The organism is Sulfitobacter dubius (assembly GCF_900113435.1).
GTDB classification, from domain to species: domain Bacteria; phylum Pseudomonadota; class Alphaproteobacteria; order Rhodobacterales; family Rhodobacteraceae; genus Sulfitobacter; species Sulfitobacter dubius.
The window spans coordinates 923,183-946,374 of the sequence record NZ_FOPG01000001.1 but is presented as its reverse complement, the minus strand read 5'-3'; the positions used below and the strand labels follow the sequence as shown (position 1 = coordinate 946,374).

22 protein-coding genes and 1 pseudogene are annotated in these 23,192 nt (G+C 58.5%); 9 read left to right on the top strand and 14 right to left on the bottom strand.

What is annotated here, in order from left to right:
• Positions 1-12 precede the first annotated feature (12 nt).
• Positions 13-894 carry a LysR family transcriptional regulator gene (locus BM229_RS04620; protein WP_244152110.1) on the bottom strand — a complete coding sequence of 294 codons (882 nt, stop codon included), beginning with the start codon at positions 892-894 and terminating at the stop codon, positions 13-15.
• A 180-nt stretch (positions 895-1,074) separates the two neighbouring features.
• On the opposite strand from BM229_RS04620, the gene BM229_RS04615 reads away from it, so the two are divergent.
• From BM229_RS04615 to BM229_RS04575, 9 genes and pseudogenes are all read left to right on the top strand, one after another.
• Entirely contained in the window at positions 1,075-1,842 is a 768-nt protein-coding gene (locus BM229_RS04615) for an ABC transporter ATP-binding protein (RefSeq protein ID WP_093926477.1), read from the top strand.
• A 1-nt stretch (position 1,843) separates the two neighbouring features.
• Positions 1,844-2,545, top strand: a complete 702-nt coding sequence (locus BM229_RS04610; protein WP_093926476.1) for an ABC transporter ATP-binding protein — start codon at positions 1,844-1,846, stop codon at positions 2,543-2,545.
• 28 nt (positions 2,546-2,573) lie between these two features.
• Entirely contained in the window at positions 2,574-3,776 is a 1,203-nt protein-coding gene (locus BM229_RS04605) for an ABC transporter substrate-binding protein (protein ID WP_093926475.1), read from the top strand.
• Between the two features lie 74 nt (positions 3,777-3,850).
• On the top strand, positions 3,851-4,708 hold the full coding sequence (locus BM229_RS04600; RefSeq protein WP_093926474.1) for a branched-chain amino acid ABC transporter permease: 858 nt from the start codon (positions 3,851-3,853) through the stop codon (positions 4,706-4,708).
• Positions 4,708-5,661, top strand: a complete 954-nt coding sequence (locus BM229_RS04595; RefSeq protein WP_093926473.1) for a branched-chain amino acid ABC transporter permease — start codon at positions 4,708-4,710, stop codon at positions 5,659-5,661. The genes BM229_RS04600 and BM229_RS04595 overlap by 1 nt, the downstream gene beginning before the upstream one ends.
• The gene (locus BM229_RS04590) at positions 5,658-6,782 is read left to right on the top strand and encodes an acyl-CoA dehydrogenase family protein (RefSeq protein ID WP_093926472.1); all 1,125 of its coding nucleotides are present in this window, start codon (positions 5,658-5,660) and stop codon (positions 6,780-6,782) included. Before BM229_RS04595 ends, BM229_RS04590 begins: the two co-directional genes overlap by 4 nt.
• Before the next feature lie 3 nt (positions 6,783-6,785).
• Positions 6,786-7,802 (top strand): zinc-dependent alcohol dehydrogenase family protein, encoded by a 1,017-nt coding sequence (locus BM229_RS04585; RefSeq protein ID WP_093926471.1) that lies wholly within the window; start codon positions 6,786-6,788, stop codon positions 7,800-7,802.
• A gap of 1 nt (position 7,803) precedes the next feature.
• Positions 7,804-9,342: an acyl-CoA synthetase gene (locus tag BM229_RS04580; protein ID WP_093926470.1), complete on the top strand. Its 1,539-nt coding sequence runs from the start codon at positions 7,804-7,806 to the stop codon at positions 9,340-9,342.
• Between the two features lie 204 nt (positions 9,343-9,546).
• Positions 9,547-9,801, top strand: a pseudogene (locus tag BM229_RS04575) (transposase); the annotation flags it as partial.
• A gap of 418 nt (positions 9,802-10,219) precedes the next feature.
• Here BM229_RS04575 and BM229_RS04570 read toward each other — a convergent pair.
• The 13 genes from BM229_RS04570 to BM229_RS04510 all read right to left on the bottom strand — a co-directional run bounded on the left by BM229_RS04570 (position 10,220) and on the right by BM229_RS04510 (position 22,962).
• On the bottom strand, positions 10,220-11,176 hold the full coding sequence (locus tag BM229_RS04570) for a CobW family GTP-binding protein (RefSeq protein WP_093926469.1): 957 nt from the start codon (positions 11,174-11,176) through the stop codon (positions 10,220-10,222).
• Positions 11,173-11,475 (bottom strand): hypothetical protein, encoded by a 303-nt coding sequence (locus tag BM229_RS04565; RefSeq protein ID WP_093926468.1) that lies wholly within the window; start codon positions 11,473-11,475, stop codon positions 11,173-11,175. The genes BM229_RS04570 and BM229_RS04565 overlap by 4 nt, the downstream gene beginning before the upstream one ends.
• Before the next feature lie 57 nt (positions 11,476-11,532).
• Positions 11,533-12,435, bottom strand: coding sequence for a polysaccharide deacetylase family protein (locus tag BM229_RS04560; protein WP_093926467.1), 903 nt, complete (start codon positions 12,433-12,435; stop codon positions 11,533-11,535).
• Between the two features lie 42 nt (positions 12,436-12,477).
• On the bottom strand, positions 12,478-13,830 hold the full coding sequence (locus BM229_RS04555; RefSeq protein WP_093926466.1) for an amidase: 1,353 nt from the start codon (positions 13,828-13,830) through the stop codon (positions 12,478-12,480).
• Between the two features lie 10 nt (positions 13,831-13,840).
• Complete coding sequence (locus tag BM229_RS04550) at positions 13,841-14,947, bottom strand: ABC transporter ATP-binding protein (RefSeq protein ID WP_093926465.1); 1,107 nt, start codon at positions 14,945-14,947, stop codon at positions 13,841-13,843.
• A 73-nt stretch (positions 14,948-15,020) separates the two neighbouring features.
• The gene (locus BM229_RS04545; RefSeq protein WP_093926464.1) at positions 15,021-16,244 is read right to left on the bottom strand and encodes an ABC transporter substrate-binding protein; all 1,224 of its coding nucleotides are present in this window, start codon (positions 16,242-16,244) and stop codon (positions 15,021-15,023) included.
• A 67-nt stretch (positions 16,245-16,311) separates the two neighbouring features.
• Positions 16,312-17,067, bottom strand: a complete 756-nt coding sequence (locus BM229_RS04540; RefSeq protein WP_093926463.1) for an SDR family NAD(P)-dependent oxidoreductase — start codon at positions 17,065-17,067, stop codon at positions 16,312-16,314.
• Positions 17,064-17,780, bottom strand: coding sequence for an SDR family NAD(P)-dependent oxidoreductase (locus tag BM229_RS04535; protein WP_093926462.1), 717 nt, complete (start codon positions 17,778-17,780; stop codon positions 17,064-17,066). Before BM229_RS04535 ends, BM229_RS04540 begins: the two co-directional genes overlap by 4 nt.
• Positions 17,777-18,628 (bottom strand): ABC transporter permease, encoded by an 852-nt coding sequence (locus BM229_RS04530; RefSeq protein WP_093926461.1) that lies wholly within the window; start codon positions 18,626-18,628, stop codon positions 17,777-17,779. Before BM229_RS04530 ends, BM229_RS04535 begins: the two co-directional genes overlap by 4 nt.
• A 3-nt stretch (positions 18,629-18,631) precedes the next feature.
• A complete protein-coding gene (locus tag BM229_RS04525; protein WP_093926460.1) occupies positions 18,632-19,498 on the bottom strand; it encodes an ABC transporter permease in 867 nt (288 codons plus the stop codon).
• On the bottom strand, positions 19,495-20,580 hold the full coding sequence (locus tag BM229_RS04520) for an ABC transporter ATP-binding protein (protein WP_167360190.1): 1,086 nt from the start codon (positions 20,578-20,580) through the stop codon (positions 19,495-19,497). The genes BM229_RS04525 and BM229_RS04520 overlap by 4 nt, the downstream gene beginning before the upstream one ends.
• Positions 20,581-20,812: 232 nt before the next feature.
• Complete coding sequence (locus BM229_RS04515) at positions 20,813-21,838, bottom strand: GntR family transcriptional regulator (RefSeq protein WP_139226260.1); 1,026 nt, start codon at positions 21,836-21,838, stop codon at positions 20,813-20,815.
• A complete protein-coding gene (locus BM229_RS04510; RefSeq protein WP_244152109.1) occupies positions 21,796-22,962 on the bottom strand; it encodes an ABC transporter substrate-binding protein in 1,167 nt (388 codons plus the stop codon). The genes BM229_RS04515 and BM229_RS04510 overlap by 43 nt, the downstream gene beginning before the upstream one ends.
• Positions 22,963-23,192 lie beyond the last annotated feature (230 nt).

The following is a 23,192-nucleotide window of genomic DNA, read 5'->3' as shown; positions in this document are numbered from 1 at the left end:
CCTACCTCGCCATTAAATTTCTGATGGCGAAAAAAGTGGCCGATTTGCTTGGGATCGATTTTTAAGAAGCCAATCGCGGAACTGCAGCACTGTAGAGGATGAAACCTTCAATCGCGGCAGAATTAGGTGATAAGCATATGAGGTTTTAAAGTTTTGGCAGAAAGGACTAACCAGCGCCCCGCTTTCCAATTCCTCCTGCACCAGCCAAGAGGCAAAGAGAGACAATCCCAAACCATTGATGGTCGAGCTGAGCTGAAAATGGCGGTCTTCAAGCATCATTTGCGGCTGGTTATTTACCATCTTCATTTCGTTCAAGGTGAACCATTCCTCCCACATGCCGGTATCGTCTACATGCAACAGAGTGCAGTCTGTCACATCCTTCGGCTCAGTTATGGGATGTCTCTCGAGATATTCGGGACTGCAGACTAATGCCATTCTCTCGGGCCAAAGTGGATGAACCTCAAAGCCGTTCCAGTCACCTTTTCCCCATTGAATGCCAATATCCGCAAAACGCCCAGGCTCGGGCATATATGCATAGTTATTGTTGTGGTTGTGCATTGATAGGCGCATGTCAGGATATTGTTCGATCAAGTTGCCCAGCTCTGATGACAACCATCGGCTGGAGAACATCGGCAAAAGCGCGATACGGATCGCGCCCGCCCGTATCGATAACTGGTCGAGCCCAGTTTGGATTATCTCCAGCCCCCGCCCAACATGCCGCGCAAGCTCGACACCTTCTTCAGTGAGTGTCAGCCCTTGCTTGGTGCGGTGGAAGAGGCGGTAGCCAAGATCCGATTCTAATTTTTTAATGTGATAACTCACTGAGCTTTGACTGATGTTCAAAAGCTGCGCCGCACGGGTGACATTCCGAGTCTCCGCAGTCAGGCTAAACACTTGTATAGACTTTATATTTCTGATCGGCCTCACAGGGGTAAACTCCCTTGATCGTGTTCAGCTTCACCACACCTAATCATCTAAAAATTAGATAGCCAAGTGGAATCTTTGAATTTGATTTGAGCCGTGGGCCGTCGCACGCTTCTCAAACCGCAGGAGGAGCGGGGAGGGGAATTTACTATGGCGACACCTGTTTTGAGGGTCGAATCTTTGTGCAAGTCGTTTGGCGGCGTGCATGCGATCCGAGACCTGTCCTTTGATGTGAACGAGGCGCAAATCCTCGGCCTGATTGGACCGAATGGTTCCGGAAAATCGACCACGGTGAACAGTCTGGCGGGGTTGTTTCCGATCACATCTGGCGCGATTACCTTGGCCGGTGCCAAGATCGATAATCTGCCGGAATATGACCGCGTGGCGAAGGGCCTGTCGCGTACCTTTCAAACGGCCAGCACATTCACGGAATTCACGGTGCGCGACCATGTCGTGCTAGGTTGCAACGTAACACGCACTTCGCATCCACTATCGTCAGTATTCGGCATCGGGCGGAAATCCAGCGAGGAAGAGGATTTGGCCGCGCGTGTCGACCGGATTCTCGACATTACCGACCTCACACCGGTACAGGACCAACGCGTGGGCACCATCAGCTCGGCCCAGCAACGCTTCCTCATGATCGCAACGGCGCTGGCGTCAAATCCCAAGGTTATCTTGCTGGATGAACCCGCTGCCGGGCTTGTCTCACATGAGCGCAAAACCCTGAGCGACCTGATCAAGAAAATCCGCGACCTGGGCACTTCGGTGCTGGTGATTGAACACCACATGGCGCTGATCATGGAGGTTTGCGACCGGATCGTGGTGCTGAACTTTGGCCAAAAGATCGCCGAAGGCACACCCGAGGAAATCCGTAACAATCCCGTCGTCATCGACGCATATCTCGGCGAGGCGGCCTGACATGTTGAACGTATCCAACCTCCGCGTCAGCTATGGCGCGATCGAAGTCATCCACGGCATCGACTTGCAAGTTAATCAGGGTGAGTGCGTCGCGCTAATTGGCGCAAATGGCGCGGGTAAGTCTTCCACACTTAAGGCGATCTGCGGGCTGGTTCCGGCTACCGCAGGAACCATTGAGTTCGAGGGCCAAGATATCACCAACCAAAGCGGCCACTCCATCGTCAAAGCGGGGATCACCATGTGCCCCGAAGGGCGTCAGGTCTTTCCGCAAATGACAACGCTGCAGAACCTCAGGATGGGAGCCTATCCGCGCAAGGATGCGGAGCAGGCAGCGGATGTTGAAGAGATGATGGACATGTTTCCTATCCTGCGCGACCGCGCACATCAAGCTGCGGGCACACTGTCGGGTGGGGAGCAGGAGATGTTGGCGATTGGCCGGGCGCTTATGGCGCGGCCCAAGCTCTGCATCTTTGACGAACCGTCATTGGGGCTCGCCCCTAAAATCGTCGCGGAGGTGGGGGAGACCATCGCGAGGGTCAAAGAGATGGGGAAAACCATCCTGCTGGTCGAGCAAAACTCGGCCATGGCGCTGCGGCTTGCCGACCGGGCCTATCTTTTCGAAGCCGGGGAGATCGTGCTGAGCGGGACGGGCGCAGAGCTGCAATCACATCCAGATGTCGCAAAGGCGTATCTGGGCCACTGATATCTACGTTTCTGGGAGGAGACAGAACATGAGACTGACAGCATTGACAGCTGCAATGGTCATGACGGCGGGTGCCGCTTGGGCCGAGGAAAAGACACTCGACATAGGGGTCAGCGATGCGCTGACCGGGGGCGGGGCCGTCTATGGGTTGCCGCAGACCAATGCGGTCAAACTGGCCGCGAAAGAGATCAACGCCAGTGGCGGGATCAAGGTGGGCGAAGACACCTACATGCTCAACGTCATCGCCTATGACGACAAGGCCAACCCGACCGAGGCCTCCAACGCCGTGCGCAAGCTGATCGACCGAGACGGCGTTAAGTATATTCTTGGTTTCTGCTGCTCGGGTGCGACCGGGGCTGTGGCATCTTTCATCGAATATGAAGATGCGGTGATGCTGGTGGGCAATGCCGCTGAACGGTCGATCACGACCCGCGAAATTCCCAACCTCACGCGCACCCGCCCGCCAGCGGATTACACCGGCGCCGCAGCTGGTACCTTTGTAGCCGAAAAGGGCCACAAACGCGTCGCCGTGTTGGGGGCGCTTGATGTGGGGTTCTACGCCAGCTACGTCGACGCCTTTGAAAAGGAACTGGAAAAAGCGGGCGGAGAGATCGTAAGCCGCGAGGCCTTTGGTCTGAAGGACCGCGACATGTCTCCGCAGTTGACCAAGATCCGCGGCCAAGAACCTGATGCGATTCTGGTGGTTGGCTATGTGGAACCGGCAGCCTTCATCTACCGTCAGGCGGTTGAGCTGGGCATCGACGTGCCGCGCTATGGCTTCACGTCCGGTAGCGAAGACCAGTTCACCCGCGTGGCCACTTCCGAGCAAATGGAAGGCGTTTGGGACCTGCGCCCGACCGAGCTGACACTGCTCTCGGCATCCGAAAACGGGAAGGCCTACCACGCGAACTATACTGAAGAGTTCGGCATCGCGCCGTCGCCAAGCTCACCTTATTCCTATGATCAGACCTACGCGCTGAAGGATGCCATTGAGGCTGCTGGCACCGTAGAGGACACCGAAGCCGTGGCCGAAGCGCTGCGCGAGATTGCGGTGCCTGATGAGGTCGTCATGCAATACCTGCCTGTCGATGACAAAATGTTCGATGAGAACGGGCAGGCCTATACCTCCAATGGCGCTTTCCAGTGGCAGGGCGGCAACTGGGTCTTTGTGCAAGACCTGCCGTCTGACGCCGCCGCGTACTCAGCTTTCCTGAGCACGCTGGACGACTGATCCCTCCCCGGGCGGGGCGCGGGCAGGTTTCCTGCGCCCCATTCTTCTATCTTCTTTAATTCGCAGGGTGCGGCATGGTTGAGGTACTTCAACAAATTATTAACGGCATCGCCATCGGGGGTGTCTATGTGCTGATCGCACTGGGGCTGACCACGGTTTTCGGTATCCTCGGCATCGCGCATTTTGCCCATGGATCAGTCTCCATGTTCGGTGGCTATCTGACATTCTTTTTTGTCACCAGTTGGGGCATTCCCTTGCTGTTGGCGATCCTGATCGCGCTGCTGGTGGGGCTCGTGCTGGGGGTGTTGATTGAACTCTTGGCCTATCGCCCGGTACGAGATGCCAATCATATTAACGCCTTTATCGTGGCGCTTGGCCTGACCATGATGGTCGAGGGGATCAACCTTGAACTCTTTGGACATGAGCAAGTCGTCATTCCGACCGACTTCTCCCGCGTCTTCAACATCGGCGGTGTCACCATTCCCGAGCTGCGGCTCTATGTGATCCTCGCTGCCGCGCTTTTGATTGCTGCGATGACAGTATTTGTTGAACGCACCAAAACGGGCCAAGCGATCCGTGCCGTGGCCGAGAACCGTGACGCCGCGATCCTTATGGGGGTCAACGTCAAAACCATCCCGCTGGTGGTCTTTGCAATCTCCACAGCGCTCGGTGTTTGCGCCGGGGTCATGGTCGGATCGCTTTTTGCGATTGCACCGGGCATCGGCGAAGGCTTGGTGGTTAAGGGCTTTGCCGTGCTCATCTTGGGCGGTCTGGGGTCGATCCCGGGCGCCGTTGTTGGGGGGCTCGTGCTCGGCATCACCGAGGCACTCGCCGCCGGTTTCATTTCATCTGCTTATAAGGACGTGATCGCATTCGTCGTAATGATCAGCGTTCTGTTGTTCCGGCCTCAGGGCCTGATGGGGAAAGCATAATGGCTCGTAATCGTACCTTCATCCTTTATTGGCTGGCGCTGGTTGGCTTCGTATTGTTGCCGCAGCTGATTTCCGTGAAATACTACATCCACCTGTGCGTTCTGGCCCTGATCTGGGTCATCGCGGCGCAAGGCCAGAACTTGATCCAAGGGTACACCGGCTATGTCTCGATCGTGCAGGCTGGGTTCATGGGAATCGGCGCCTATTCGACGGCTCTGATGGGCATGCACTTTGATCTGCCAGTCTGGCTGACGATCATCCTCGCGCCCTTTGTGACTGCCTTCTTCGCGCTGCTGACAGGTTACCCCAGCCTTCGGGTCAAGGGGCACTACTTTGCCATCGTTACACTGGCTTTCAACATGGTGATCTTCATCGTCCTGATGAATTTCCACGACCTTACCCAAGGTGAGGCTGGCATCACCGGCATCCCGAAGCCCGGTGGCAAGGACGCACTATTCAATTGGCGCGACCGGGAGACGTATTATTACTTTGTATTGATCATCGCGGCGCTGATGACGGGGCTTGCGGCATTGATCGTGCGCTCGAGGATAGGGCAAATCCTCGTCGCAATCCGCCAGAACGAAGACCTCGTCGGCGCGGTTGGGATTGCGGCTTGGAAGTACAAGCTCTTTGCCTTCGTGACCTCGGCAATGTTTGCGGGCCTCGCTGGTGCGATCTACGCCCATTACCAAAGCTTCATCAATCCGGAGATCTTTGGCATTGCGCAGTCGCTTGATGCGATCCTTGCGGTAATCATCGGCGGGTCGGGCACCATTGCGGGGCCAATTATCGGCGCGTTCTTCGTGGTCTTCCTGCCCGAATATCTGCGCTTTGCCGACAGTTTCCGGCTGATCCTCTACGGTCTGGTGCTGGTTCTGGCGACGATCTTCATGCCGCGCGGGATCGCCGGTATCGCCCGCGACCTGATGGAGAAACGGCGGGGTCGGACATGAGCCGAGCCTTTCTGGATAAGGTCACGCACTTCGCCAAGGGCCGTGTCGCCCCGGAGGCCGCTGCATGGTCCATCGGGGCCGCGCCGGAGCCTGCGCTTTACCAAGAGGCCGCCGCTCTAGGACTTCTTGGTATGGAATTGCCTAAAGCGCGCGGAGGGCAGGGGGTCGACTTTGCAACCCGTGTCGCGGCCTGCGAGATCATGGCAGGGGCGGACTTTGGTTTTGCCATGTCACTCGTCAATACCCACAATATCGCGCTGCGCCTTTGTAAAGAGGGGCAAGTGGCGGCCGTCGAGCAAACTTTGGCGGCGCTGCTCTCGGGGCAGATGCACGCCTGCACTGCATTGACCGAACCCGGCACCGGAAGCGATTTTGCCGCAATCCGTACCACGGCGCGGCAGGTCGACGGGGGCTGGCTACTGGACGGTGAGAAGTCCTGGATCATCAACGGGCGGCAGGCGGGATTGGCTGTGGTCTATGCCCAATGCGCTGAGATCGGCGACAGCAGTGGTATCGGCGCCTTCGTCGTTGACCTGACTGTTCCCGGGGTCACGCGCTATGCGATCGACAGCGCTTTCGCGCAGACCAGTCTTGGCACTGGAGGGTTTCACCTTGATGGGGTCAAACTGCCACAGGAGGCGATGATCTCCGCGCCCGGCACGGCATTCAAGGCGATCCTGCAAGAAATAAATGCCGCGCGGACCTATGTCGCGGCAATGTGCGACGGTATGCTGCAAGCCGCGCTCGACAGTGCAGCCGCCTATGGCGCACAGCGCCTCAGTTTCGGTAAACCGCTTAACCAGATACCGCGTTGGCATGCAGAGTTTGATGCAGCTGAAAGGGCCTTGACCCAAGCGCGTGACGTGACCCGACATGCCGTCGCCCAAGTGTCGCAAGGCGCAGATGCACAGCTTGTTGCCGCCGAAGCTAAGATTGGATCAGTCACCTGTGCGCAGACCCATCTGCCAAGGCTTTTGCAACTAATGGGGGCAGAAGGTTTGCGTCCGGAGCACCCCTTTACCCGCCACATCGCCGCCGCGCAGATCGCGGGCTTCACCGATGGGGCCACAAATATTCTCAAAGACAGGGTGGCACGTTTGACCGCCCGAAAGGAGACCTGAACCATGCGTGTATTCCAAATTGAAGGCGATTGGGGATTCGACAATCTCACGCTGACTGAGCGCGATGAGCCAAGCTGCGGACCCGGGCAGGTCATCGTCGAGATGCGGGTGGCGTCGCTCAATTCGCGCGATCTGATCGTGCCCGATCGGGGCTATGGCCGAGCCACGGGTGAACTGCCTTTGATCCCTGTGTCCGACGGGGTGGGTGAAATTATCGAAGTGGGGTCGGGTGTGACCCGGGTTGCCGTGGGAGACCGTGTCTGCCCGACCTATTTCCAGAACTGGACGGCGGGTGCGCCGAGCCCCGAACGTTTTGCGTCAGCCTTGGGGGGGCCGCTTGACGGTGTTATGGCCGACCGCATCTGCCTTTCTGCGGAAGGGGTGGTCAGGGTTCCCGATTACCTGACCGACGCTGAAGCGGCGACGCTGCCCTGTGCCGCGCTCACGGCATGGAGTGCGGTTGTCACCCACGGCCAAACCCGCGCCGGGGACAAGTTGCTGGTTCAAGGCACCGGCAGTGTGGCGCTTTTCGCTTTAGTCTTTGCGAAGATGCAGGGGGCGCATGTGACGGTGATTTCCTCCAGTGACGAAAAACTCGCCAAAGTCTCTGAAATGGGCGCAGATGCGACGATCAATTACCACAGCGAAGAAGATTGGGCGCGCGCCAGCCGTTCTATCACCGCCGACCGCGGTGGCTATGACAACATTATCGAATTGGGCGGAGCGAAAACGCTGCCTCTGTCTCTGCGGGCCGTGCGGCCGGGCGGCACATTGTCCATGATCGGTGTGCTGTCGGGTCTGAACATCGAAGCCTCGCTGGGTTCGATTGTTGCCCGGCAGCTCCGACTCCAAGGCGTTACCGTGGGCCACCGAGACGGGTTTGAAGCGATGCTGCGTGCCATGGCCCAGCATGAAGTGCGTCCCGTTCTGGGCGAGACCTTCAAATTCGAGCAGCTGAAAGAGGCGCTAACGCATTTACGCGCCGGTGGCCACTTTGGCAAAACCCTAATCGAGTTCTGACATGTCCGACATTGATACTTCTTGGCAGCCCCGCCACCACCCGGCGGACAAGGCAGCATTCGTCATGGCCGCCACCGGCGAAAGTGTCAGCTTCGGTGCGCTCGAGGCCCGGGCCAATCAAGGCGCACATTTGCTGCGCGCTACGGGCATCGAGGCCGGGGCGCATATTGCCATTCTGATGGAGAACCGTCGCGAAATGCTGGAGGTCTGCTTTGCTGCGGATCGTGCCGGAGTGTATTATACGACCATCAGTACTCATCTGGGACCAGAAGAGATCGCATATATCCTCGGCGATTGCGATGCTCAGTTGCTAATTACAAGCGCGCGGTTTGCGGGGTTAATCCCGAAACTACGGGCAGATTTCGCCGAAATCTGTGCTGTGCGTGTCGTGGGCGCGGGCTTGAACGGTCTCCCAAGCTGGGATCAAGCCCTCGCGGATCAACCAACCACGCCAATCCCAGACGAGTCCCAAGGGCTTGATATGCTCTATTCCTCGGGCACAACAGGGCGGCCAAAAGGTATCAAGTGGCCGTTGGAGCCTGCGCCACTTGGAACACGCACAATGCTGGTCGATTTGTTGACTGGTCTTTTCGGCTACGGACCGGATACGCGATACCTGTCTACTGCGCCGCTATATCATGCAGCCCCCTTGCGCCACTCAATGGTCACGATCAAATCGGGTGGTACTGCGGTCATCATGGGCCGATTTGACGCCGAAGAGGCGCTAAGACTTATTGAAGAGCATCGGATCACCCACAGCCAATGGGTACCAACCATGTTCGTGCGCTTGTTAAAACTACCTCAGGCGGTACGTGAGAAATACGACCTTTCGTCTATGCAGATGGCTGTACATGCCGCGGCACCCTGTCCGCTTGAGGTCAAGCACGAGATGCTGGCGTGGTGGGGGGATATCATCCACGAGTATTATGCTGGTACTGAGAATAATGGCTTTACCGCTATAACAAGCCGTGAGTGGCGCGTTCACCCCGGCTCAGTGGGCCGGGCCAAACTGGGGGTCATCCATATCTGCGGCGAGACAGGCGAAGAGCTACCAGTCGGACAGGAAGGGGAAATCTTTTTCGAGAATGGCCATCAGTTCGCTTATCACAAAGATCCTGAAAAGACCCGGCGCGCCACCAATGAAAAAGGCTGGACGACCCTCGGGGACATTGGCCGGGTAGACCCGGAGGGTTATCTCTACCTGACTGACCGGAAATCATTCATGATCATTTCCGGCGGAGTGAACGTTTATCCGCAAGAAACTGAAGATACGCTGCTAAACCATCCGGCTGTGCTCGACGCGGCGGTCATAGGTATCCCACATGAGGATTTTGGCGAAGCGGTTCATGCGGTCGTGCAGTTGGTCCCTAATATCGAAGCTTCAGATGGACTCCGTGAGATCTTGTTTGAATTTTGCCGAACGAAACTGTCTTCAATCAAATGTCCACGGAGTATCGAGTTCCGTGGAAGTTTACCTCGGACAGAGACGGGAAAACTGCACAAAAGGCTTTTAAGAGAAGAGTATCTGGCCCCCCGATAAATTATTGCATTCTGGAGAAAGCGATGATGAGCAGGGATCATAGGCGGGTGGTGGGACCTAATTTGCGACAGCGGCGTACTTTGTTGAAAAACGATTGTTTGATCGCGCCCTGAACTGCTGATTCAATTCGTGTAATTGAGAGGAGGATCGGCGATGATGGGACCGTGACAGGAAGCTCAACCAGCACTATTCTATCAGTCATCGCTGGAGGATCACGTTCCGCAAGATCACCTGCTTCGATCCATCGACCGGTTTGTCGACCTGAGCAGTATCCGTGCCCATCTTGCAGGCTTTTACAGCCACACTGGCCGTCCCTCGGTCGATCCCGAACTGCTGATCCGCATGCTGTTGGTCGGCTATTGCTTCGGCATCCGGTCAGAGCGGCGGTTGTGCGACGAGGTGCATATCAACCGCGCATATCGCTGGTTCTGCCGCCTTGATCTAAGTGACTGGATCCCGTTTTGGACCTGTCGCGGTTTGATGCCGCTCCGTTGATAGCATTTACTGCGCCGTGCCATCGGATTAACATGGCTGGCCATCACCTTATGGTCGAGCTTTGACATTGGTAATCTAACCGGGAGCACAATTAGGCATTCGATTTGCAACAAAACTATCAATGAATGCGATCGTTATCTTTTGAAGTATATGCAGCTATGGTGCTCGTCTCCTATCGCCATTCGTCTATTACCAAGGCTTGGCTGATCCCCTCTGGCCCCCAGAGGGAGCAGAGCCACATGCCGATTGTATAGCTGTAACGCATTGAGCCCACCCTTTTGCTTGGATATTCTTGCGGTCAGCTTCAGTCCCGAAAGCCCCGTAGCTTGATGTCTGTAACGCCAACGGCACACTCTGCGAGTGCACGTTGTCGCGGCTTTATTCAGTTTCGGGTGAAATAGGCGAGCGAGCGGCGCAGGTCTTCGCTTTCGTACCCTCGCCCGATGAAGACAATCTGATTTCGGCGGTCTTGCGCGGGAGCGGGGAGCAGTTCGGGCGGCTGGACAGATTTTCGGACGGCTTGTAGCAAAAGCGGCCCGGCGGGCGTTTCAAACACACCTTTGACGCGCACCAAGTCGTCACCCCGCGCATAGAGAAGCGCCGAGAGCCAGACCGAGAAGGCGGCCCAGTCCACATCCTCGGGAATGTCAATCTTGGTGGGGAGGATGGGAGCCATGCCGTCTAACAGCAACGGCAACGCATAGGCGGTAGCGTCCGGCAGGTTCGACAGAGCGTGGGGCTGACCCTTTGCTGCGGCCTCAATCTCCGCCGCAGGGTTAAGCTGTTTCACGGTCGCCATAACAGCCGCGAGCGTATGGTCCGTAACGGCGTCAACTTTGGTCAAGATAATGCGGTCGGCGGCCTCAATCTGAGCGCGGCTCAGGTGTTCGCTTTGTAATTGTTGCACGGCGTGGAGGGCGTCCACCAGTACGACGATCTCGGCCACACGGATATGATGGACAAGAACCCCGTCATCCCGAATTGCCGCAAGGATGGCAGCAGGATCGGCAAGGCCGCTGGTTTCCAACACAATCTGATTGGTGCTGCGCACCTCAGCGCTTTGGCGGCTGCGGGTGTCGCAAAGCGCCCGCAGGGCGGTTATCAGGTCTGCCTTGCCCGTGCAGCAGGCGCATCCACCTGCGAGCATGGTCATGCTGGCGGCCTGCGCGGCGAGCAGGGTATCGTCTACTGGCGTTAAGGCCGCTTCGTTCACAAGGATATGCGCACCGGGAAACGTGCCCGCGAACAACTGATGGCGCAGCCATGTGGTTTTGCCAGAGCCCAGATAGCCGCCAAGGATCGTCAGGCGCAGGCGGCTGTCGTCCGCGTCCGGTGTCATGGGGCAGAAGGGGTTTTGGTAAAGCGGGGGGCGAGCGGGTCAATCGGAGCGCCGATCTGTCGCGCGGCGTCCTTCCAGACGGATTCGAGGTCGGGGAGTAGGGCGGTCCGGCCTGTGAAGGACGAGAGCGCGAAACCCGGACCATGACCGGGCGGTCGAGCGGTGAACCCATAGCTGCTGAGCAACCGGTTCAGGATCTGCGCGCGACGCATCTGCAGCCGCAGGCGGTCGCCGGCGTTGTCCGCGCCTGCATCGGTCCAATGGCCGGGGCGTGTCGGAAAACCACAGGCGTTGCACATCTTAAGACCTCGTTGCGTAGGGACAGGGCAGCGCGGCTCGCGCTGCCCCTTGATGGCTTAGATCACTTCTGGGCGCTTGTCGCTGTCGAAGGGGAAGCGTTTGCGGAAGTCGTCAGCGATGGTGTTGAAGTCCACCCATTCGACGCCGGAATGACCGTTGATGTACTCGATTAGGCGCTCCAGCATCAACAGAACCTGCGGACGGCCCGCAACGTCGGGGTGGATGGTGATCGGGAACACACCATATTCCATCTCGCGGTAGACCCAGTCGAACTGGTCTTTCCACATCTGTTCGATGTCGCGAGGGCTGACGAAGCCGTGGCTGTTAGGCGCGTTCTTGATGAACATCATCGGGGGCAGGTCGTCGACATACCAGTTCGCGCCGATGTCGACGAGGTCAATCTCCTTACCGTGCTTGAGCGGATGCATCCACTCGCCAGCGGTCTTGGAGTAATCGATCACGTTCCACTCGTCGCCGACGCGGGCATAGAACGGCTGGAAGTCACGATAGCTCTGGCTGTGGTCGTAGGAAAAACCGTATTTGCCCAGCAGGGCTGCGGTCACGTTGGACATTTCCCACCAAGGGGCGACATAGCCTTTGGGTGCCTCGCCGGTCAGCCCTTTGATCAACTCGATCGATTTGACCAACACGTCTTCCTCTTGCGATGGCGTCATCGCGACGGGGTTTTCGTGCAGATAGCCGTGCGCACCGATCTCGTGACCGGCTTCGACGATCATGTCCATTTCCTTGGGGAAGGTCTCGAGCGAATGGCCGGGGATGAAGAACGATGTCCGCATCTCGTACTTCTTGAACAGGCGCAGCAGGCGCGGCACGCCGACTTCGGTGGCAAAGATACCACGCTGGATGTCATTGGGGGAATCGCCGCCGCCATAGGACCCGATCTGGCCCGCGACGGAGTCGATATCGGTGCCAAAGGCACAATAGATCTTCTTACTCATTTCTCAGTCTCCTCTGATTTTTCAGTCGTTGTCAGGGCGGCCTCAGCCGCGGATGATCTCCTCGCAGCCCAAGGCCGCGGCCAGCAGGGCCGTGTCCTGTCCCGAAGACGCCGAGAGCAGGAACCCCGTGGGCATGCCGGCAGCATCGGTGCCGTTGGGAATAGACACGCCGCACCAGTCCAGAAAATTCCCCAGCGATGTGTTGCGCAACGTGAGGCCATTGGCGCGGAAAAAGGCGTCCTGATCCGCCTCAAGGGGGGCGGTCTTCATCGCGGTTACGGCGGTGGTGGGGCAAAGAACGATGGCGTTGCCGAGGGCTTCGGCGGTCGAGGCCATGGTGCGGGCGCGGGCCTGTTGCAGCACCAGCAGATCAACAGCGCTCATCCTTTCGGCCAGCTTGATGCGGCGCACCACGCGGGCGTCCATCTGGTCGGCTGCGGCGCCGTAAATCCGCTCCTGATGCAGCACCAGCGCTTCGGCTCCGGCCAAGACACCGTGGCGTGCGATCAGATCGGTCAACTCGGTCAGTTCGGGCAATGATATGCGGCGCACCCGCCCGCCCGCCGCTTCAAGCCGCGCTACGGTAGCGTCAAAGTTTACCGCGACGGCGGGAGAGAGGTCATTGAGCAGGATGTCATCGGGAATGACAAAGTTCAGCGTGCCAGGGTCTGCCGCCTGCGCCTCTGGCGCATTTTTGCCACGCAAGACCGCATCGAAAAGCGCGCAGTCGGCCACGGTGTGGGCCAACGGGCCGATCGTGTCGAGCGATTTGGCCAGCGGATAGACCCCCGCCATCGGGTGGCGGCCCGACGAGGTCTTATACCCGACAACCCCATTGAACGACGCAGGAATGCGCACCGACCCGCCGGTGTCCGAGCCCATCGAAATCGGTACGATCCCCGCCGAGACCACAACGCCGGAGGCCGAGGACGACCCGCCGGGGCTGCGGGTTTGCCCGACAGGGGCGTGGACATTGCGCGGTGTGCCGTAATGCGGGTTCAGCCCGATGCCGGAATAGGCAAACTCGGTCATGTTCACGGTGCCGGTGCTGATGATGCCGGCACGGTGCGCGGCTGCGATGACCGGTGCATCTGCCTGAGCCGGGGGATCGGCCTTTGTCACCACGGCTCCGACGGTGGTGACGCGGCCCTTGAGGTCAAACAGATCCTTCCAAGCAACAGGCACGCCGTCAAGCGGGCTGGCGGGCAGGCCCGCACGATACCGCAGGCGCGCAGCCTTTGCTTCCACCATCGCGCGGTCGCGCAGGATGTCGATATAGATCGCATCGTCACCATGCTCTGCGATGCGATCAAACACCTGCTCTGTCACAGTGACCGCATCGAGCTTGCCCGCCCGCAGCCCTTGAGAAATGTCGCTTGCCGTCAAATGGCCCATACGAGCGTCCTCAGTGGTCAATGACGCTGGCATTGGTGGATTTCCACGCGATAAACGCGCTTCCCCCGGCCTTCAGCCTGTTGCGATACTTATCTACATGGCCCTCGACGTTGATCAGCTTGCCGTCGGCAAAACGCACGATCATATGCATGATGTGCCCAACGATCTGGAGGCTGTCGATGGTGCAGGGGATCGCGTTGGAGCCAAAGCTGGCACGTATCTCATCTTGGGGCACATCGGCAGGCACAAGGTCCACCGCTTCGGCGGGCAGGATGATGCTCATCTCTCGCCCCTTATGCGCGTCGATACCTGCGCGGTTCGCCCCGCCAAAGGTGCCAAAGGCCGTGTCGAGCATCACGATGCCATTTTGTTCTTCCCTGACCGTGCCGGGGAGGATAGCGTTTGAACCGATGAAACGGGCCACGAACTGGCTGCTGGGGCGGGTGTAAAGCTCACGTGGGGGGCTGACCTGTTCCACGCGGCCCGCGTTCATCACCACGATCCGGTCGGACAGGGCGAGCGCTTCGGACTGCGCGTGGGTCACGAACACAAAGGTGATGCCAAGGTCGCGCTGAAGCAGCTTCAGCTCGTTCTGGATGCTCTTGCGCAGGTTCGCGTCCAGCGCGCCGAGCGGTTCGTCCAGTAGCAGAATATCGGGCTCAACCACAAGCGAGCGGGCCAGTGCGATCCGCTGGCGCTGACCGCCAGACAGGCGGGAGGTCGGCATGTCGGCGATGCTGCTCAGGCCAAGCTTTTCGAGTATCTGGTCGACCTTGCGGTTCGCCTCGTCGCGCGGCATCTTTTTGACTTCAAGACCGAAAAGCACGTTCTGGCGCACGTTCATATGCGGAAAGAGCGCGTAGTTTTGAAAGATCATCGAGGTGGGGCGCTTTTCGGGAAGCTGATCGTTCACGCGTTTGCCGCAGATCATCAGATCGCCGGAGGTCACCGTCTCAAACCCCGAGATCATCCGCAGGGTCGTGGATTTGCCACAGCCCGACGGGCCAAGGAATGCGATGAATTCCCCTTTCTCGACATCCAGATTGAAGTCAATAACGGCCGGAGTTCCATTGTCGTAGGTCTTGTAGACATTTGTAAGCTGTAGATCGTAGGCCAAGGGAAAACGTCCTGTTCGGGGGAAAAGGGAAGGGGGGAGGTTCAGCCGGTTGCCTGGCTGAACCATTGGTGCATTAAGCGGAGAGGAATTCGTCCCACTTTTGGATGAGCAAGTCGTACTCGTCCGGCCACTGGTGCCAGTAGGCGACATTCGCGGCGCGTTCTGCGAGAGAGCCGCCATCGCGCAGATCACCTTCTTTTATGCCGCGCTCGGTTGCGCCGACCCATGGCTTGCCCTCGTACCAGAAGGCATATTTGTCGGGGTCCATGACGTTCTTGACGTTGGTCGTGGGCGAGTAGTAGCCCTGTTCGGACACCGCGATGGCGGGCGGGCCGGAGAGCCAGTAATCGGCATAGGCCGCGACCGCTTCGAGGTTCGAGGACGTCTTGAGGGGGGCCACCCCAATCGCCCAGCCACGGTAGCCGCTGTCCATCGTGGCATAGGAGCATTCGACCCCCTGCGCCTTGACCGCCATAACAGCCGGTTGCCACGCGTCGGCGATGACCATCTCGCCAGATGCCAGCAGGTTCACCAACTCGCCGAAGTCACCCCAAAGGGCGCGGAATTGGCCTTCTTTCTTCTTGGCAATCAGGAACTTGGCGGCCTCCTCGATGGCTTCAGCATCCGGGTTGCCCGGGTTGGCGACTTCCAACAGGCCCAGCTCGTTCATGGCCAGGACTGCCTGTCCAAATGCAATGAGCGGGTCGACGTTCAGGCCGGTCTTGCCCTTGAACTTAGGATCGAACAGGGAGGACCACTTCGCGGCTTCCTCTGCTTCCACTAGGTCCGGACGGTAGCCGATGGAGTCGTAGTTGTAGACCGTCGGCACCATGTTCAGGCGGGTCTGGCTCTCGTCTTCCCAAATCTGGCCGACGATCTGACGGTTGAGGTCCCAACGGTCGGACGATTTGGTAAAGGTCTCGCGGATACCGGCCCAGTTCTTAAGATTCTCGGCAGGGATCGGCGCCAGCTTGTCGGTGGCGACCATCGCAGCAAGACGTTCACCGATGATTTCCCAGCAATCATAGGCATCCGACCCGGAGAGGATCTCTGTTTGGGTGTTGGGGAAAATGTCTGCCTTGCCGCTGACCGACCCGACTCCGGATTGCTCTTTGAAATCGTTCAGGATGCGTTCCTGAACCGTGACCGACAGGCCGACAGTCCGCAATTCCTGGTTGCTCAGTTCGGCAGCGAATGCCTGCTGAGCGCCAAGGAACGGCATCCCCCCAGCAGCAAGCGCTGCGCTGCCTGCCGTGGTCTTTAGAAAGTTGCGCCTAGAGAAATTTGAGTGTGTCACTTTTATACTCCTTGTTGCGGTCGTTTAATTTTAGTTTTTGTTGGGAAGGCAGACCTTCCTTGCGTGTTCAGTAGCGCCCGACCATCAGCCCACCGTCCACTGTAATGACCTGTCCTGTCAGATACCGCGCCGCATCCGACGCGAGGAAACCCACGACATCAGCGATGTCATCGGGCTGTCCGATGCGGCCCAGAGGGACAATCTCGCCCACTGTTTTGGCGCCTTCGGGACCAAGTGAATGTTTCTCTGACAAAAGCTGGGCGGTGCGGATGTAGCCCGGCGCCACGCCGTTCACGCGCACCCCATGGCTACCCAACTCAACCGCCAAGCCCCGGACGAGCCCCACGACACCAGATTTCGCGGCGGAATAATGAACATGTTCGTCCCAGCCATAGGCGACGCCCATGATCGACGACAGGCAGACAATCGCGCCACTGCCGCGGGCTTTCATCCCGGCGGCGGCCGGGCGGATCACACGCAGCATGCCCTTAAGATCAATATCGAATGTCTGATCCCATTTCTCGTCTGTCAGTTGCTCCAGCGGGACGCGGTGGGCAATCCCCGCATTCGCCACGATCGTGTCGATCTTGCCAAAGCGGGTTTCGATATCCTTGACCACGGTGTCAGCGCGTTTGGTGTCGGTAACGTCGAGATGCTGAAATTCGGCCTTGCCGCCCGCCTTGCGGATTTCCTGCACGACATTGCGGCCCTCATCTTCGAGTACGTCGGTGACGACAACATGGTCGCCGCGTGCGGCCAGCGCCTTGGCCGTGGCCTGACCGATGCCGATGCCGGCGCCCGTGATCAACGCGATTGAGGTCATAGCATTACGTCTCCGGAGTTGGGTGACAGGGTCTGGCCCACGTAAATCCGTGCGGCTTCTGAACATAGGAAAGCGACAGTTTCGGCCACATCCTCCGGCTCGCCAAAGTGGCCCAGCGGAAGCTCGGCAGCCTTGGCCGCGCGCCAGTCGTCCGACAGGGCACGCACCAGTGGTGTGTTGATCGGGCCTGGCGCCACGGCATTGACGCGCACGCCCTGGGTCGACACCTCGCGAGCTAGCGCCTTGGTCATGCCGATGATCCCGGCCTTTGCGGCGGAGTAATGGACCAGTTCGATCCCGCCGATCTGGCCAAGCTGCGACGCCATGTTGACCACGCAACCGGCTTTGTTTTTCAGCATTTGCGGCAGGACAGCACGGGTACACAGATAGGTGCCGCGCAGGTGAACCGCGACCATGCGGTCAAAGTCCTCAGGCGCCAGATCGACAAACCGCGACTGGTGAACATGACCCGCGTTATTGACCAAATGCGTCGGTGCGCCGAAGGCTTCGGTACAGCGCGCCACCATGCGGGCCACATCTGCCTCATTCGACACATCACCCTGCACCCCAATGCCGCCGACTTCCTTAGCCGCACGCTCTGCGGCATCGGCGTCGTAGTCGTTCACGACGACATTATACTCCAGTGCCGCGAGTTTTGTGGCGACAGCCAGCCCGATCCCCGATCCTGCGCCTGTGATGATCACGGTGCTCATGCGATGTCTTCCTGCATGGCCATCTTCTTGGCGCGCCGCACGCTCAGCGCCATCAGGATGCCGTAGACCGACAGCAGCGCAAATGAGAACAGGGTGGTCATTACGCCGAAGGCAAAGATGTTCGGGTGAATTTCGACCGAGAAGGTGCCGTAGATCGCAAGAGGCAGGGTCTGGTCACGTCCGGATGCAAAGAGCGTACGCGGGAATTCGTCGAAACTCAGCGTGAATGCAAAGAGCATGGCCGACAGCACGCCGGGAAAGATCAGCGGGAAGGTCACCTTGCGGAAGGTCGTGATCGGCGACACGCCTAGCGACCAGGAGGCTTCTTCGACCGATCCGTCAAAGCGGTTGAGGATCGCCAGCATCACCAAAAAGGCAAAGGGGAAGGTATAGACCACATGCGCCAGAAACGCCGTGCTCCACCAATGCCGCTCGATCCCGACTACATTGTTGGCCAAAAGCGAGGTGCCCAGCCCAGTCAGAACCCCCGGCACCATCATGCCCAGCACGATCAGGTAGAACACGATGCCCGCGCCGCGGAACCGCTTGCGGAACGCCTGTGCTGCCATGACACCCAGAACCGTCGCAGTGACCATTGTCATAAAGGCCAGCACCAAGGAGCGGATCAGCGCTTCGCCAACGGGCAGGGGCGCAATCCGGGAGGGGGGCGTCAGGCCGAAGAGGTGTTGATACCAATAGGTTGACCAAGAGATAATCGGGAACTGTGGGCCGCCCTCCGGGCCTTGCTGAAAGGATAGGATGCCCAGCACGATGAAAGGACCATAAAGGAACAGGATGAACAGGCCGACATAGACCGCGAGGATTGGCTTGAGGACTTTGGATTCCATCTCTTAAATCTCCCGCTTGAGGTCGACGATGCGCAGGAAGCCTGCAACCACGATGCCCAGCAGGATCGTCAGGATCACCCCGACAACCGAGGCCATCGCCCATTTTAACGACCCAACCTGCGTCACGATGATATTGCCTAAAAGGTTCACCTTGCGGCCCGACAGGGCACCGGATGTGGCGAATTCCCCCAGCACCATGACGCTGACAAAGATGGCACCTACCACGACACCGGGCAGGCTGAGCGGCAGGACGATTTTCCAGAAGATGCGCCCAAAGCCTGCGCCAAGGTCACGGGCAGCTTCGATAATGTTGCGGTCGATGCGGCCCAGCATGAAGGCGATGGGGCCAACCATGAAGACCACGTAAATCTGGGTCATGCCGATGACGACCGACAGTTCCGAGAACAGCAGCACCTCAATCGGGCTGTCGATAAGACCCAGTTTCTGAAGGATAATATTGATCGCGCCTTCCTTGCCTAGCATGGGGCGCCAGGCCAGAACGCGGATTAGGAAGGAGGTCCAGAAGGGGATAACGCAAAGGACCAGCAGGATCGTCGAGAGCGTCTTGCTCTTGACGAGCAGCCCTACGAAAAGCGCTGCCGGATAACCGATCAGAAGCGTCAGCGTGAGAACGATGAGCCACAAACGGATTGTCGTCCACAAGGCACCGACATAAGCCTCTGATGCAAAGAAGTTCTTCCAGCTGTCGAGAGTCAGTGTCGAGTTGATCGAGAAGGTCGTCTGCGTCCAGAACGAAACATAAAGGATCATCATGATCGGGGCGACGAGGAACAGAATCATCCAGACCACGCCGGGGACGAGTAGTCGGAAAGTGTTTGACTTGTCCCGGTTCGAAGTTGCAGCGCTCATCTTGCGGTTTCCTTTCCGAATACGATCGCCTGCGCGGGATCCCATGACAGTGTGTAGTTCTCTCCGACCGTCAGATCGCGGGGCTCACCAAGGCTGAGGTGGTGGTCGACTTCGACGGTCTTGCGGTCCTTGGTCTCGAACAGGAAAACGATCGACGAGCCGAGATATTCGCTGGCGAGGTAGCGCACGGGCAAGGCCGGGCCGGGCAGGTCAACGGCGTCTGCGCTAAAGATCCGAGTACGGTCATAGCGGATGGCATAGACGTCGGATTTGTTCGGTTGCGCGGCGGTCACCGGCACGGTGCCAAAGGGGCCAACAAAGGTATCTCCCTGAAGTTCGCCATTGAATAGGTTGAACCTGTTGAGAAACAGCGCCACATCCGAAATTGCCGGGCTGTCGTAAATCGCGTCGGGCGTTCCGTATTGTACGATTTGTCCCTGATCCAGCACCGCCACTTTATCGCCCATCGCGAGCGCTTCGGTTTCGCTGCCCGTGACATGCAGGAAGGTCACGTCAAGCCGTTCGCGAATGGCCCGCAGTTCGATCTGCATCCGTTCGCGCAGGTTCGCGTCAAGCGCACCTAGAGGTTCATCCAAAAGCACCAGTTTGGGCTGCAATACGAGCGACCGCGCCAAGGCGACACGTTGTTTCTGGCCGCCAGAAATCTGATCCGGGCTGCGGTCTTCCAATCCTGTGAGGCCCACCATGTCGATCGCGTCCGTCACCCGATCGGCGATGTCGGTCTCCGACACTTTGACCGCGCCATTGCGTAGACCAAAGGCCACGTTCTCGAAGATGGTCAGATGTGGGAAGAGGGCGAAGTTCTGAAACACAAAACCGATGCCGCGCTCGTGGGCGGGTAGGTCGGTGATGTCGCGCCCCTGAAACCAGATGCGCCCCTTGTCCGGCTTCTCGAAGCCCGCGATTACCCGCAGGAGGCAGGTTTTGCCGGATCCCGAAGGCCCGAGTAGGGCGATATAGCTGTTGTCTTCGGCGACAAAATCGATGTCATCAAGTGCGGTCAGATCGCCGTACCTGTGCGTCACACCTTCCATCCGAAAAATTGGTTCGCTTTGCGTCATAGAGCCCTCTCTCTTTCGCGGATGTCCCCTCGAACGGTATCGGGGGAGCAAAAGGTCGCTCTTTCGGCACCTTTCCGCAAAATGTATAAAGTATGAAATGGCTAATTTGACTACATAGCAATAGCCATCTTTTCGAAATTTAGAGCCGGAAAAGCTACCTTAGGTGGAAAAATGATCGAAAAGATGCAATTTTACTCAGTATGAAAATGAACTTAGGGTCCGAAATCCATTTTTATATAACCGGGGTCAAATAGGGCGGCAGCGACTCGCTTTCAGGAATCAGCGCAACGATTTTAAGCCGGGCAACGCTCTTGAACGACAAGACGCGCAAATGTTCCCTAAGGTACGCTGCAGCTGCATCGATTTGGCGTGAACCGATTAGCTCGAACAGGGTCTGGTACTGATCCAGCGCGACGGGATCTACGGGCAATCCAAGGTCGCTCAGAGCCTTGTCCATTGCCGAAAGCAGCAGGCGGTTGTTGCTAATGATTTCCACCAGCGCACTGTTCGGCGTCCGCCCCAGACAGAGTCGCATCAGCTCATCTTCAAGTTGAGCTGAGTTCTTTGCCTTGCCGCTTTCGATATGTGCGCTCACCTGCATGATCTGCGCGTGGTCGATGTAATCTGAGGCCTGCATTAAAGCGGCAGGTTCCATGATGCTGCGCAGCTCGAATTTCTCGCGGAGGGTTCGGGCCGTCAGCGGCCCGGCTAGCCAGTGCGAGGTGGCGCCTTTGCGGATCAACCCGCGTTCGTTAAGGCGGCTGAGCACGTCGCGTGCCACGGTGCGGCTCACGCCCAGATGATTGGCCAGTTCCGTTTCAATGACCCTAAACTCTCCGAAAATCTGGCAGGCGGCAATCTCGGCCTCTACCTTGTCATAGACCCGCTGCCACGTCCCGCGGACCGCGAGGGCTGAACGTGAGACATCCGGGATTTCAAACCCGAACTCCTCCAGCGATTTGCGGATCGGCGTAAGGCTCGTCGCTCCATCCCCGACCAGATAACCGCGCCCGCGAAACCGGTGGATCAACCCTTCAGCGTTGAGGATGCGCAAAGAGGCCTGGACGGGCGCGCGACTGGTTTGCATCAACTTGGCAATCGGACCCTCAATCAGAACAAATCCCTCCGGCAAGCGCCCCGAACGGATATTGTGCCGCAGAACGCGACTGATGGTTTCATAAAGCGGGTCTTGCCCGGGGGTGGTCGGCCTTGCACTCATGTGGTCGAGCTTCCCAAAGTCCGGATAAAGCGGTTCCAAGAGCGGGCGGCGTAGTTGTACTCGTCCATGACAGTGTTCCAAAGCGCGATCCGACTGACCCGTTCACGATAGGCACCGCCGGGGCGACGCTGGCCCGTGCGCACGACGATCTTGCCGTCCGGCCCCTTAAGGTCGCATCGGGCAGGGTCTCCGTCATACCAATAGCCCCATTCTTCGGGGCTGAGATACTCCCGGACTCCCTTTGAATTCGTCATGTAATGCCCCTGCCGTGCCATGAGCGCGCCCGCGGGGCCGGTAAGCCACCAATTCAGATAGTCATAGGCCATGTCCAGTTTTGCACCTTCGAGGTGTCGTGCAAGCGAGGCCCCGCCATGCCACGCCCGGTAGCCTTCGCGCGGCACGCTTTCGCGGAAAATACCGGCCATCTCGCCCAAGTTGCCATAGGAAGGCGACCACATGCTCTGCACTGACACGCGGTCCGTCTGAATGAACGCCTCCGCCTCGTCGGGTGTAACCCAACTGCCCGCGAAAAAGCCCTGTTGGCGCAAGGTCTCAAGCAGCGCCATCAGGCTGTCGATCTCATCGACAGTCATATTCCCGATGTCCTGAAAGGTAAGATCACCATTGGCTTCAGCGGCAAGGGCCGCATCAAAGATGCCGATCGCCGGCTCGTCCACCAATGCAATCCGGCCCCGGGCGCGCCGGTCAAGCAGCCACGCCCAGCTTGATCCCTCCGGCCCCTCATCGCCGAACAGACGGCGGTCAAATCCGAAGCTGTCGACGTTATGGGCTGTAGGCAACATGCTGATGGTCGGCATCGGCTGTTGACCCAAAGTCCCGTCGGGCTGCACGTACAGCTTGCGTACCGGGGCGTCGCCATGGCCCTGCCAAGTGTATTTGCTAATCCCGCCGTCCTTGGCAAGGTCGCCAATGTGATCCCATTGATTGATCCGGTCGGTCTGGATCGGTTGCAACGCGCCCCAGTACCAGACGATATCGAGGTTGTGAAAGCATTGCTCGTAGACGTCGTAGCCCGTCGGGTCTACTGCTGCGAGGTGCTGGCAGGTCAGGAAATCCAGAGACTCGTGCTCGATGTCGATGCCGAGGTCCGCCACGGCCATTTTGCGCACTTCCTCCAGCAGGGTGACATCGGTGCCACGCACCCGCAGCACCCGTCGTTTGTGGTTTGGGGGAGAGGCAAGTCTGTGCATATGGGCCTGACCAACGGGCGTTTGGGGGGCTTTCCCTTCTAACCGTGAAGTTCGCGCCCCGACATGGATGTTTGCCCGCAACATCAGAGCTTAAACGCGATTTGCATTCAAGAGAGCATATCGAAGTGTCGCCCCGGCAGCCTGAAACGATCAGGGCGCCGAGGCCATTCACTTACACTGGG